The organism is Xanthomonas sp. 1678, assembly GCF_031455575.1.
Taxonomy (GTDB): Bacteria; Pseudomonadota; Gammaproteobacteria; order Xanthomonadales; family Xanthomonadaceae; genus Xanthomonas_A.
The window spans coordinates 557,088-569,462 of sequence record NZ_JAVDSZ010000003.1 but is presented as its reverse complement, the minus strand read 5'-3'; the positions used below and the strand labels follow the sequence as shown (position 1 = coordinate 569,462).

Here is a 12,375-nt window from a genome sequence, read left to right as displayed (position 1 = left end):
CCGGCCGCGCGCGTCAGCGGTCGCCGACCACGTCCACGTCCTTGTCCGGCACGTAACGGAAGGTGCCGGCGGCGAAGGCCGGATTGCGCTTCCAGCCGCTGAAGCTGATCTCGGTGCGCTGGCCGACCGCATCGACCACTTCCATCCTGGCCAGGCCGTTGCCGTCGAAGCCGAGCTTGGCGATCTGGAAGCTGGCCTCGGTGTCCACCTTCGGCGTCATCGACAGCCACTGCAGGCCGTCGCGGGCCACCGCTTCCTCGCTGACGTCGTACTGGCGGTCCAGCTTGCCCGGGTCGATCAGCGCGGTCAGCGGGCTGTTCTGCTCTTCGGCGCCCTGGGTGCGCACGGTGACCTGCTTCAGGTCCGGATCGTAGACCCAGACCTTGCCGCCGTCGGCGACGATCAGCTGCTCGTAGGGCTTGCGGTATTCCCAGCGGAACAGGCGCGGCGCCGACAGCGCGACGCGGCCGCTGGCGGTTTCCTTCAGCGCGCCCTTGCCGTCGTAGACCTTCTGCGCGAACTGCCCGTCCAGGCTCTTGAGGCCGCGGGTGAAGGTGTTCAGGTCCTCGCGCGCGCCGGCGAAGGCGCTGCCGGCCAGCAAGGCGGTGGCGAGGACGGTGTAGCGGAGTGTGCGAAGCATGCGGATGGAGTTCCGGATGGAGTGTGGGAAGTGTGCCGCGGCGAAGCTGAATAGGCGATCAGACGCGGCTGCGCTCATGGCCCGGTCTGCATGCGGCCGAGGTCGCCGTACAGGATCTGCCCGCGGAAGCCGCGCCGCACCTGTTGGTACAGCTCGCGGAACGCCGCGTAGTCCTGCGGCTGGCACAGCGCCTGCGGTCCATGCACCGCGCGCCGGTGCAGCGCGTGCGTGGCGACCACGGTTTGCCCGTCGCGCACCCAGGTCGCCGTGTATTCGCCGGCGGCATTGCGGAAGCGGGTGTCGGCGGGAATCGCGATGATCGGCACGCTGTCAGGGAAAGTCAGCCGGTAGGTCTCGCTGCGCGCGTTGTCGTTGCAGTAGAACGGGGTCAGGTTGCGCTCGGCCGACGTGGTCGCGTAGACCCCGCGCACCGAGTCGGCGCCGGGCATCTGCGGCAGGGTCATGCCACCGACCACGCCGAAGTCGACGTAGTCGCTGGCGCGGAACCGGTAGGCGTAGCCGAACGGCTGGCTCAGGTCCTGCGGCGCGCCCTGCAGCACCAGTTCGCCGCTGCCGTCGAAGCCGGACGTGGCCAGGATCGATTCCTCGATGCGGGTGCGGTTCTGCGTGTTGAGCTGCACGAACATCGTGCGCAGGCCGATCTCGCCGATCTGGCCGCTGTCCAGCTTGGTCGTGCCGCTCAGGCTGCCGTCGGCGGCGAAGCGGTAGTCGGCCTCGGCGCGGTACAGGTTCACCCGCGCGTCGTTGGGCGGGGTGCGCGCCACGGCGCCGTCCACCGTATGCAGCACCGGCACGCCGAGATCGCCCGCCGGCAACTGGCCGAAGCGCGCGTAGGGATTGGTCGAGTCCACGTACAGCTTGAACTCGGGCAGGTAGGTGATGGCGTGGTTGAAGCGGCCGAGCACCGGCACCTCGGGCAGGGTCGGCCCGCCCTCGGCGCCGATCAGCACCGGCGTGCTGGCGATGCCCTTGGCCGCCAGCAGCGCCTCCAGCACCACGGTGTGGTCCTTGCAGTCGCCGTAGTGGTTGTCGAGGATGCTGTCGGCGCTGTTCGGTTCCAGCCCGCCGTTGCCCAGGTACACCGCCACGTAGCGGATGTTGCGCGCCACCCACTCGTACAGCGCGGCCGCCTGCGCGCGGCGGTCGTCGATGCCGGCGGTGACCTGTTCGGCACGCGCGCGCACCTTGGGGGTGACCTGCGCGGCGACGCCGCTGCTGCGCTGGTAGGCCTGGCCCATCTGCGACCAGCGGCGGAAGCTGCTGGCCATGATGGTCGGGCTGAATTCCCAGGTCGCCGCCGCCCAGTTCTGGCTCTTCATCGGCTCGCGGCGCTGGTAGCGCCATTCCCAGCGCGCCTGCTCGCCGTCGATCTTCGGCTTGTTGCCGCCGTCCACACCGCGCGTGTACAGGTGCATCGGCATGCGCCGCGGCGCGACCAGGGTCACGGTGGCGTCGTCGTACTGGGAAAACACGCTGAAGGTCTCCCACAGGCTGAAATAGCCGGGGAAGTACGGCACGGTCTGGGTGCGGCGCACCCGGTACACCAGCCGGGTGCCGGGCATCAGGTTGGGAAACACCACCACCTTGACCTTGCGGTCGGCGTACATCGCCGCCGAGGCGCTGGAATAGCTTTCCTGGGTGTAGATCTTGTCGGCCGGCACGTCGTGGCGCAGCCCGTCCGGAGTGATGGCATAGGCGGCCAGCACCTCCAGCGTCTCCAGTTTCTCGCTGTAGCTCAGCCGCACCTGGCTGAACTTGTCCACGCCGGCTTTGGTCTTCAGCAGCAACTCGTACTCGTCGGTCTCCACGCTGCTGGCGTCGTCGCGCACTTCGTAGTCGGCGCGGTAGCGCACGTAGCTGTAGTTGTTGGCGACCTCGGGCGCGACGGCGGCCGGAGCCCGGGCCGCCGTGGCGGCAGGCGTCGGCTGCGCCACGGCGCTGGCGCAGGCCGTGGCCAGCAGGGCGTACAGCAGCGGGCGCAGGACCCAGGCGGTTCGGGGCATCGGCAACGGCAGCGAGCGGAAGCGGCCGCCAGCGTCGCACATGCCGCGGCGCCGGGCGGCGGCCGCCAGCACGAACCGGGATGCGGGCCGCGTCGCGCGCGTCACTTCGGCGGCGGCGGCGCCAGCACGCTGCGGTCGCCGTTATGTTCGGGCGGGCTGACCACGCCCGCCGCTTCCATCGCCTCGATCAGCCGCGCGGCGCGGTTGTAGCCGATCTTCAGCCGCCGCTGCACGCCGGAGATCGACGCGCGCCGGGTCTCGGTGACGATGCGCAAGGCTTCGTCGTACAGCGGGTCGGATTCGTCCCCTCCCCCGCTGTTGCTCTCCGGCAGGCCGGTGGCGCCGACCACGGTGCCGTCGCCCATGGTCTGCACCTCGTCGAGCACGCCCTCGATGTAGTCGGCCGGGCCGCTGGCCTTCAGATGTTCGACCACGCGATGCACTTCCTCGTCGCTGACGAAGGCGCCGTGCACGCGGTCGGGCATCGCCGTGCCAGGCGGCAGGTACAGCATGTCGCCGTGGCCGAGCAGGGTCTCGGCGCCGGACTGGTCGAGGATGGTGCGCGAGTCGATCTTGGAGCTGACCTGGAACGCGATGCGGGTCGGGATATTGGCCTTGATCAGGCCGGTGATCACGTCCACCGACGGGCGCTGGGTGGCCAGGATCAGGTGGATGCCGGCCGCGCGCGCCTTCTGCGCCAGGCGCGCGATCAGCTCCTCGACCTTCTTGCCGACGATCATCATCATGTCGGCGAATTCGTCGATGAAGATGACGATGAACGGCAGCGTGTCCAGCGGCCGCGGCGCCTCGCCCAGGTCCGGGTTGGGCTTGAACAGCGGGTCCATCATCGGCTGCCCGGCGTCCTGCGCGTCCTTGACCTTCTTGTTGAAGCCGGCCAGGTTGCGCACCCCCACCGTGCTCATCAGCTTGTAGCGGCGCTCCATCTCCGCCACGCACCAGCGCAGGCCGTTGGCGGCCTCCTTCATGTCGGTGACCACCGGCGCCAGCAGATGCGGGATGCCCTGGTAGACGCTCAGCTCGAGCATCTTCGGGTCGATCATCAGCATCCGCAGTTCCTTGGCCGAGGCCTTGTACAGCAGGCTCAGCACCATCGCGTTGACCGCCACCGACTTGCCCGAGCCGGTGGTGCCGGCGACCAGCAGGTGCGGCATGCGCGCCAGGTCGGCCACGGTCGGGCGGCCGGCGATGTCCTTGCCCAGGGCCAGGGTCAGCGGGCTGGCCGACTTGTCGTATTCCTTGGAGCGCAGCAGCTCGCTGAGATAGATCATCTCGCGGCTGACGTTGGGGATTTCCAGGCCAACCACCGACTTGCCCGGGATCACGTCGACCACGCGCACCGACTTCACCGACAGGCCGCGCGCGATGTCCTTGTCCAGCGAGCTGATCTGGCTGACCTTCACGCCCGGCGCCGGCTCGATCTCGAAACGGGTGATGACCGGCCCCGGATAGGCCCCGACCACCTGCGCCTCGATGCGGAAGTCCTTGAGCTTGAACTCGATCTGCCGCGACAGGGTCTCCAGGGTTTCCTCGGAATAGCCTTTGGTCTGCGGCTTGGGATCGTCGAGCAGGGCCAGCGGCGGGATGCCGGACTGGTCGCCGCCGGTGCCGTGGAACAGCGGGATCTGCTGTTCGCGCTTGGCCCGTTCGCTCTTCTCCACCACCGGCGCCGGCGGCGGCTCGATCTTGACCGGCTCGCGCTTGGCGCGCTGCACCGCATCGACCTTGCGCACTTCCTCGCGTTCCTCGCGCATGGCGCGGGTCTGCTGCCATTCGTTGGCCTGCTGGCTGCCGCGCCGCGCCAGGGTCGGCAGGGTCATCACCGCGCGGCCGATGCGCTCCATCACCGCGAACCAGGACAAGCCGGTGGCCAGGGTGATCGACCCCAGCAGCAGCACCAGCACGAACAGGTTGCTGCCCAGCGCGCCGAACCCGGCCGCCAGCGAACTGCCCACCAGCTTGCCGAGGATGCCGCCGGCACCGGCCACGTCGCCGCTGAACAGGCGCAGGTGCAGCAGCCCGGTCGCGGCGATCAGGAAGCCGACGATGCCGACCAGGCGCAGCGCCGGGCCCAGGTCGGCCTCGCCGTCGCCATCGCTGTCCATGCCGAACAGCGCGATCCAGGAGATCGCGCCGATCACCAGCGGCAGCAGGAACGCCACGTAGCCGAACAGCTGCAGCAGTACGTCGGCGATCCAGGCGCCGAACTTGCCGCCCATGTTGTGCACCGGCGCGACCACGCTGCCGGTATGCGACCAGCCCGGATCGGTCGCCGAATAGGTGGCCAGGCTGGCCAGCAGGTACAGCAGCAGCGGCGCGATCGCGATCAGCGCCAAGTCGCGCCACAGCTTCTGCCGGCGCGGATTGGCCGCGGCGGCCTGCTTGCGTGCGGCCGCATTGGCGCCCTGGGATTTGCCGCGTTCCGGAACCTGCTTCGCCACGCTCTGACCAGACCTTAGGAATACACCGTTAGTGATTGATAATAAACGAATCGGCCTGGCATTTCAGCAGTCAGAGCCTGAACCGCCCCAGCCTCTCCCCGGCACGCTTCGACCCTGGCGCGGCGGCACGCACGCGCGGCATCGGAAGACGGAGGCGCGGGTCGCAGGCCGCAGCGTTCTCGCCACGCGGCTTGATTCATCCCAGGCCGGCCGCCACTCTATGCGACTAAGCCGGACGCCGCGCAATGCCGCGAATCCGCCGCCATTTCACCCTCTTCGCGAGTATACATGAGCTCTTCTGCCGCCAATTCCGCCAAGCATTCCCGCCTGCTGATCCTGGGCTCCGGCCCGGCCGGCTGGACCGCCGCGGTGTACGCCGCGCGCGCCAATCTCAAGCCGGTGGTGATCACCGGCCTGCAGCAGGGCGGGCAGCTGATGACCACCACCGAAGTCGACAACTGGCCAGGCGACGCCCATGGCCTGCAGGGCCCGGACCTAATGACGCGGATGCAGGCGCATGCCGAGCGCTTCGACACCGAGGTGATCTTCGACCACATCCACACCGCCGACCTGTCGCAGCGCCCGTTCCGGCTCAGCGGCGACAGCGCCGAGTACACCTGCGACGCGCTTATCATCGCCACCGGCGCCACCGCCAAGTACCTGGGCATCCCCTCGGAAGAGGCGTTCAAGGGCCGCGGCGTGTCCGCCTGCGCCACCTGCGACGGCTTCTTCTACAAGGACCAGGACGTGGTCGTGGTTGGCGGCGGCAACACCGCCGTGGAAGAGGCCCTGTACCTGTCCAACATCGCCCGCAAGGTCTACCTGGTGCACCGCCGCGATACCCTGCGCGCGGAAAAGATCATGCAGGACAAGCTGTTCGCCAAGGTCGCCGCCGGCAAGATCGAGACCGTCTGGCACCACGCCATCGACGAGGTGCTGGGCAACGAGGCCGGCGTCACCGGGGTGCGGGTGAAGTCCACTCTGGACGGCAGCACCCGCGACCTCGACGCGCACGGCTTCTTCGTCGCCATCGGCCACCACCCCAACACGCAGCTGTTCGACGGCCAGCTGGCGATGAACAACGGCTACCTGGAGATCCGCTCCGGCCTCGGCGGCGCGGCCACCGAGACCTCGGTCCCCGGCGTGTTCGCCGCCGGCGACGTGGCCGACCAGCACTACCGGCAGGCGATCACCTCGGCCGGCTTCGGCTGCATGGCCGCGCTGGATGCCGAGCGCTATCTGGACAAGGGCGCTTGACCGAATCCGGCTCCCGGGCCGCCGAGCGCTGCCGCCATGGCGTTGCGCTCGCCTGCCTGCTCGCGGCGGCGGGCGCGCTGCATGCCCAGCCCATGGCGCCGCCGCTGACCATCGGTTCGGTGGAAGCGGCGCACATGGCGTTCTGCATGTCCCCGGAGCAGGTCGATGCGCTGGCCGCGACGATGGCCGGCGGCTTGTTGGGCACCGGGGCCGACGACAGCATCAAGCTGCTGATGAGGTCGATGAGCAAGTCCGTGCGCGACACCGGCGACCGCATCACGGCCGAGGCGATCGCTGGCGATGCTGGCGCTCGGGCCGTGTTCACCCGCTTTCTCGGCGAGTGCATGCTGGCTGGCATTCCGACAGCACCGCAGCGCCGCGAGCGCGCGCTGAACTGGTTGCGCGAGGACGCGGACGGCGGCGCCGCCGACGCGGCCGACACGCTTGCGGCCCTGGTCGCGCTGGGCGAGCTTCCGGGCGGCGCCAGCGAAGTGCAGCGCTTGCTGGCGGCGCGCCCGTCGCAGGCGCCGGCAGGCGCGAAGGCCGATGCCGCCGTGCAGGCCGAGGCGGCGCAGCAGCACCTGGCCCTCGCATCGGCGCTGTTGCGCGGCGCGATGAGCACGTTCTCCAGCGAACTCGGCGCCAACGCGACCGACAGCGCCCAGTTGCGCTTTCTTTACCGGCCCTGCCCGGGCTCGTTCGAATCGAGCGCCGTGCAGGCTGCGGCGCCGCCACAGCATGCCGCCGGCCTGGCCCGAGTGACGGCGCGCCTGGCGCAGCTGCCCAGGACCGGACTCGACTGCGCCGACCCGGCACTCGCCACGGTGGTCCTGCCGCTCTCGTTCACCGTGCCGGCCCGTCCCGAACCAGCCCGGCGATGACCCAGGTGCGCTGGCTGCACCGGCTCGACGAGGTCGCCGCCGCCGACTGGGACGCCCTGCATGACGGCCGCAATCCGTTCGTCGCGCACGCGTTCCTGGCCGGCCTGGAACGGCATGGCTGCCTGCGCCCGGACTGGGGCTGGAGCCCGCTGCACCTGACCCTGTGGGACGGCGACGCCCTGGTCGCCGCCGCGCCGGGCTACCTGAAGAGCAACTCGCGCGGCGAGTTCGTGTTCGACCACGCCTGGGCGCACGCCTACGCACGCTACGGCCAGGACTACTTCCCGAAATGGCTGTGCGCGGTGCCGTATTCGCCGGTGACCGGGCCGCGGCTGCTGGCGCGCGACGCCGCCGGGCGCCGGGCGCTGCTCGCCGCGATGCAGGCGCTGGTCCAGGCCAGCGGGCTGTCCTCGGCGCACGTGAACTTCCACGGCGCCGACGAGGATGCCGCCTTCGGCGACGACTGGCTGCCGCGCAGCGACGTGCAGTACCAGTGGCACAACGACGCCGGCTGGACCGATTTCGACGCCTATCTCGGCGCGATGGACCACAAGCGGCGCAAGAACATTCGCCAGGAGCGGGCCAAGGTGCAGCGCGCCGGCATCGGCTTCCGCATCGTGCATGGCGACGAGGCCAGCGCGGACGACGTGCAGGCGATGTATGGCTTCTACCTGCGCACCTTCGAGGACTACGGCAATTCGCCGGCGCTGACCCTGGAGTTCTTCTCGCATCTTGCGCGAGAAATGCCGCGTAACTTTCTGATATTCCTAGCCATGCAGGACGGCGCGCCGGTGGCCGGCGCCTTGTGCCTGCGCGGCGGCGACACCTTGTACGGCCGCTACTGGGGCGGCGACGCCCTGCCCGGCCTGCATTTCGAGACCTGCTATTACCAGGGCATCGACTACTGCCTGCGCGAAGGCCTGACCCGTTTCGAACCCGGTGCGCAGGGCGAGCACAAGATCGCCCGCGGCTTCCTGCCGCGGCTGGTGCGCAGCCGCCACTGGATCGCCGATCCCGGCTTCCGCGCGCCGCTGGCCGACTGGTGCGCGGAAGAGCGCGAGGCGGTGCGCCAGCACGCGGCAACGCTGTCGCGGCACTCGCCGTTCCGCCAGGACTGAAGCGGCGCCCGATCGGCTACGCTGCGCCCCGATGCGTCGTCTCCCCGCCCTGCTCGCCGCCGACCCGGCCGCTCCGTTCCCGCCCGCGGCGAGCGCGCTGCGCGAACCGGAAGGCCTGCTCGCGATCGGCGGCGATCTGACCCCCACGCGCCTGCTCAACGCCTACGCGCACGGCATCTTCCCGTGGTACTCGGACGGCGATCCGATCATGTGGTGGAGCCCGGACCCGCGCGTCCTGTTCCGCAGCGACGGGGTGCGGCTGTCCTCGCGCTTCCGCCGTTCGCTGCGCCGCTCGCCATGGCGGGTACGCGCCGATACCGCGTTCGCGCAGGTGATGCAGGCCTGTGCGCAGGCGCCGCGCCGCGGCCAGGACGGCACCTGGATCACCGCCGAGATGCGCGCTGCCTACCTCACCCTGCACCGTGCCGGGTACGCGCACTCGGTGGAAGTGTTCGACGGTGAGCACCTGGTCGGCGGCATCTACGGCGTGGCGCGCGGACGCATGTTCTTCGGCGAGAGCATGTTCAGCGCCCGCAGCGGCGGCTCCAAGGTGGCGCTGGCCGCGCTGGCCCGGCGCCTGCACGACTGGGGCTGGCCGCTGATCGACGCCCAGGTCGAGAACGACCATCTGCTCAGCCTCGGCGCGGAGCGCTGGCCACGGACCGCCTTCCTCGAGGCGATCGCCGCGCTGGTCGCCGATCCCGTCCCTGCCGGCCCGTGGACGCGGGATTTCGGCGAACTGGCGGCCGCGGAACTGGCCTTGCCCTGAGCGGGGTTAACGCAAACTTTGCATGCGGCGGCCGAGGCGAGTAAAATCCTCGCTCTTAAGGCCTTTGGCCGCACGCGAAATCGCACAGGAATACATGTCGAAAGACGACTCCATCGAATTCGAAGGCACCGTCAGCGAGACGTTGCCCAATACCACCTTCCGGGTCAAGCTGGAAAACGGGCACGAGATCATCGCCCACATCTCCGGACGCATGCGCAAGAACTACATCCGCATTCTGACCGGCGACCGGGTGAAGGTCGAGATGACCCCGTACGACCTGACCAAGGGCCGTATCACCTACCGCATGAAGTGATCGCCTCGCAGCGGTTGTGAGAAAGGCGGCCATGGGCCGCCTTCTCGTCTGAATCGGTGACATCGCAAGGCGACTGCAGGTGCTGCAGCCGCCTTTTGTCGTGTCTGGCGTTCTAGCGAACCGCCAGTCCCGGCCTCATTCCACGGTTGCCGGCAGCAGGCGCTCCGGCTCGGCCTGGGTCTCCACCACCAGCTCGCCGTCGCGCACGTCGATGGTGACGCGGCCGCCGCCGACCAGCTTGCCGAACAGCAGTTCGTCCGCCAGCGGGCGCTTGACCTTGTCCTGGATCACCCGCGCCATCGGCCGCGCGCCCATCAGCGGGTCGAAGCCGTGCTGGGCCAGCCAGTCGCGCGCGGTCGGGGTGGCCGACAGCGACACGTGCTTCTCCTGCAGCAGCATCTCCAGTTCGATGATGAACTTGTCGACCACGCGCAGGATGTGGCTGAACGCCAGCGGCTGGAACTGCACCACCGCGTCCAGGCGGTTGCGGAATTCCGGGGTGAAGCTGCGGCGGATGGTTTCCATCGCGTCGGTGGAATGGTCCTGCTTGGTGAAGCCGATCGAGCGCCGCGAGGCCTGGGTGGCACCGGCATTGGTGGTCATCACCAGGATCACGTTCTTGAAGTTGGCTTCGCGGCCGTTGGTGTCGGTCAGCACGCCGCGATCCATGACCTGCAACAGGATGTTGAAGATGTCCGGATGCGCCTTCTCGACCTCGTCCAGCAGCAGCACGCAGTGCGGGGTCTTGACGATCTTCTCGGTCAGCAGCCCGCCCTGGTCGAAGCCGACATAGCCCGGAGGCGCGCCGATCAGGCGGCTGATCGAATGCGGCTCCATGTACTCGGACATGTCGAAGCGCACCAGTTCGATACCCAGCTGCAGCGCCAGCTGCTTGGTCACCTCGGTCTTGCCGACGCCGGTGGGACCGGAGAACAGGAAGTTGCCGATCGGCTTCTCCGGATTGGCCAGGCCCGAACGCGCCAGCTTGATCGACGAGGCCAGCGTCTCGATCGCCGGATCCTGGCCGAAGATCACCATCTTCAGGTTGCGCTCCAGGTGCTGCAGCACGTCCTTGTCGGTGGCGCTGACCTGCTTGGCCGGGATCCGCGCCATCTTGGCGACGATGGTCTCGATCTCCTCGATGTCGATCAGCTCCTTGCGCACGCCCTGCGGCAGCAGCCGCTGGCGCGCGCCGGCCTCGTCCATCACGTCGATCGCCTTGTCCGGCAGCAGGCGGTCGCCGATGTGCTTGACCGACAGGTCCACCGCCGCCTGCAGCGCGTCGTCGGCGTAGGTCACGCCGTGGTGCGCCTCGTACTTGGGCTTGAGCCCCTGCAGGATCTCGAAGGTCTCGCCGACGGTCGGCTCGACGATGTCGATCTTCTGGAAGCGCCGCGCCAGCGCACGGTCCTTCTCGAAGATGCCGCGATACTCCTGGAAAGTGGTCGAGCCGATGCAGCGCAGGTCGCCCGAGGCCAGCGCCGGCTTGATCAGGTTGGACGCGTCCATGGTGCCGCCCGACGCCGAACCGGCGCCGATGATGGTGTGGATCTCGTCGATGAACAGCACCGCGTTGGGCACCTTCTTCAGCGCGGTCAGCACGCCCTTCAGGCGCTTTTCGAAGTCGCCGCGGTACTTGGTGCCGGCAACCAGGGCGCCCAGGTCCAGCGAGTAGATGACCGCGTCCGCCAGCACCTCGGGCACGCTGCCTTCGACGATGCGCTTGGCCAGGCCCTCGGCGATCGCGGTCTTGCCGACGCCGGCCTCGCCCACGTACAGCGGGTTGTTCTTGCGCCGGCGGCACAGCACCTGGATGGTCCGCTCGATCTCGTCGGCACGGCCGACCAGCGGGTCGATGCGGCCGTTGCGCGCCTGCTCGTTCAGGTTGCTGGCGTACTCGGCCAGCGCGTCGCCCTTGGCCTCGCCCTCGCCGGCCTCGCCCTTGGGCTCGCCGTCGGACGGTGCCGGGCTCTCGCCCTCCTCGCCCAGCTTGGCGATGCCATGCGACAGGTAGTTGACGATGTCGAGCCGGGTGATGTCCTGCTGATTCAGGAAATACACCGCATGCGAGTCCTTTTCGCCGAAGATCGCGACCAACACGTTGGCGCCGGTGACCTCCTTCTTGCCCGAGGACTGCACGTGGTAGACCGCCCGCTGCAACACCCGCTGGAAGCCCAGCGTGGGTTGCGTGTCGCGGCCATCGTCTTCGGCCAGGCGCGACACCGAGGCCTCGATCGCCTGCTCCAGTTCGCCGCGCAGGCGCTCGGCATCGGCGCCGCAGGCCTTGAGCACCGCCTGCGCCGAGGGGTTGTCGAGCAATGCCAACAACAGGTGTTCGACCGTCATGAATTCATGGCGGGCTTCCCGGGCGCGCTTGTAGCACTGGCCGATGGTTTGCTCGAGATCTTTGCTGAACATGGTTCACTCCGACGTCTGATACCAACAATATGCGGCTGGAGTTGCGGATTTCCACAACCCTATCGGATCAGTGTGTTCAGACCGCGTTAGTCCGGGCAGACCGGTGACCGACGCCTACCAATATCAGGCTTTTTCCATCGTGCACAACAGCGGATGCTGGTTCATCCGGGAAAACTCGTTCACCTGAGCCACCTTGGATTCAGCCACTTCGCGGGTATAGACCCCGCAAACGCCGCGGCCGCGGGTATGCACGTGCAGCATCACCTGCGTGGCCCGTTCCAGGTCCAGCGAGAAAAACTGCTGCAACACGGTCACCACGAAGTCCATCGGGGTGTAATCGTCGTTCAGCAACAGCACTTGGTACATCGGCGGGCGGGCGACTTCGGGCTTGCCGGTCTCCACCATGACGCCGTGATCGTGATCTGAAGAATTCTTGCGAGGCATGCGCCAATTATATACGGCGGCTGTCGGCCCGGATTGGACGATCGCCGATCCT

At 68.7% G+C, this 12,375-nt stretch carries 10 protein-coding genes; 5 read left to right on the top strand and 5 right to left on the bottom strand.

Annotated features, from left to right (window positions below; translation table 11 throughout):
- Nucleotides 1-13: 13 nt before the first annotated feature.
- The 3 genes from lolA to J2Y70_RS08610 all read right to left on the bottom strand — a co-directional run bounded on the left by lolA (nucleotide 14) and on the right by J2Y70_RS08610 (nucleotide 5,123).
- A complete protein-coding gene (lolA, locus tag J2Y70_RS08620) occupies nucleotides 14-640 on the bottom strand; it encodes an outer membrane lipoprotein chaperone LolA (protein WP_309915866.1) in 627 nt (208 codons plus the stop codon).
- 74 nt (nucleotides 641-714) lie between these two features.
- Complete coding sequence (locus J2Y70_RS08615) at nucleotides 715-2,514, bottom strand: DUF3857 domain-containing transglutaminase family protein (RefSeq protein WP_309916266.1); 1,800 nt, start codon at nucleotides 2,512-2,514, stop codon at nucleotides 715-717.
- A gap of 251 nt (nucleotides 2,515-2,765) precedes the next feature.
- On the bottom strand, nucleotides 2,766-5,123 hold the full coding sequence (locus J2Y70_RS08610; protein WP_263398301.1) for a DNA translocase FtsK: 2,358 nt from the start codon (nucleotides 5,121-5,123) through the stop codon (nucleotides 2,766-2,768).
- A 288-nt stretch (nucleotides 5,124-5,411) separates the two neighbouring features.
- On the opposite strand from J2Y70_RS08610, the gene trxB reads away from it, so the two are divergent.
- The 5 genes from trxB to infA all read left to right on the top strand — a co-directional run bounded on the left by trxB (nucleotide 5,412) and on the right by infA (nucleotide 9,461).
- The gene (trxB, locus tag J2Y70_RS08605; RefSeq protein WP_263398300.1) at nucleotides 5,412-6,380 is read left to right on the top strand and encodes a thioredoxin-disulfide reductase; all 969 of its coding nucleotides are present in this window, start codon (nucleotides 5,412-5,414) and stop codon (nucleotides 6,378-6,380) included.
- Nucleotides 6,377-7,261 carry a hypothetical protein gene (locus J2Y70_RS08600; protein ID WP_309915862.1) on the top strand — a complete coding sequence of 295 codons (885 nt, stop codon included), beginning with the start codon at nucleotides 6,377-6,379 and terminating at the stop codon, nucleotides 7,259-7,261. Before trxB ends, J2Y70_RS08600 begins: the two co-directional genes overlap by 4 nt.
- Nucleotides 7,258-8,379, top strand: coding sequence for a GNAT family N-acetyltransferase (locus J2Y70_RS08595; RefSeq protein WP_309915859.1), 1,122 nt, complete (start codon nucleotides 7,258-7,260; stop codon nucleotides 8,377-8,379). Before J2Y70_RS08600 ends, J2Y70_RS08595 begins: the two co-directional genes overlap by 4 nt.
- Nucleotides 8,380-8,410: 31 nt before the next feature.
- Nucleotides 8,411-9,148, top strand: a complete 738-nt coding sequence (gene aat / locus J2Y70_RS08590) for a leucyl/phenylalanyl-tRNA--protein transferase (RefSeq protein ID WP_309915857.1) — start codon at nucleotides 8,411-8,413, stop codon at nucleotides 9,146-9,148.
- Nucleotides 9,149-9,242: 94 nt separating this feature from the next.
- The gene (infA, locus tag J2Y70_RS08585) at nucleotides 9,243-9,461 is read left to right on the top strand and encodes a translation initiation factor IF-1 (RefSeq protein WP_004425677.1); all 219 of its coding nucleotides are present in this window, start codon (nucleotides 9,243-9,245) and stop codon (nucleotides 9,459-9,461) included.
- Nucleotides 9,462-9,596: 135 nt separating this feature from the next.
- Here infA and clpA read toward each other — a convergent pair whose 3' ends face one another.
- Nucleotides 9,597-11,879 carry an ATP-dependent Clp protease ATP-binding subunit ClpA gene (gene clpA / locus J2Y70_RS08580; RefSeq protein ID WP_263398296.1) on the bottom strand — a complete coding sequence of 761 codons (2,283 nt, stop codon included), beginning with the start codon at nucleotides 11,877-11,879 and terminating at the stop codon, nucleotides 9,597-9,599.
- Between the two features lie 123 nt (nucleotides 11,880-12,002).
- A complete protein-coding gene (gene clpS, locus J2Y70_RS08575; RefSeq protein WP_263109329.1) occupies nucleotides 12,003-12,323 on the bottom strand; it encodes an ATP-dependent Clp protease adapter ClpS in 321 nt (106 codons plus the stop codon).
- Between the last annotated feature and the right edge of the window lie 52 nt (nucleotides 12,324-12,375).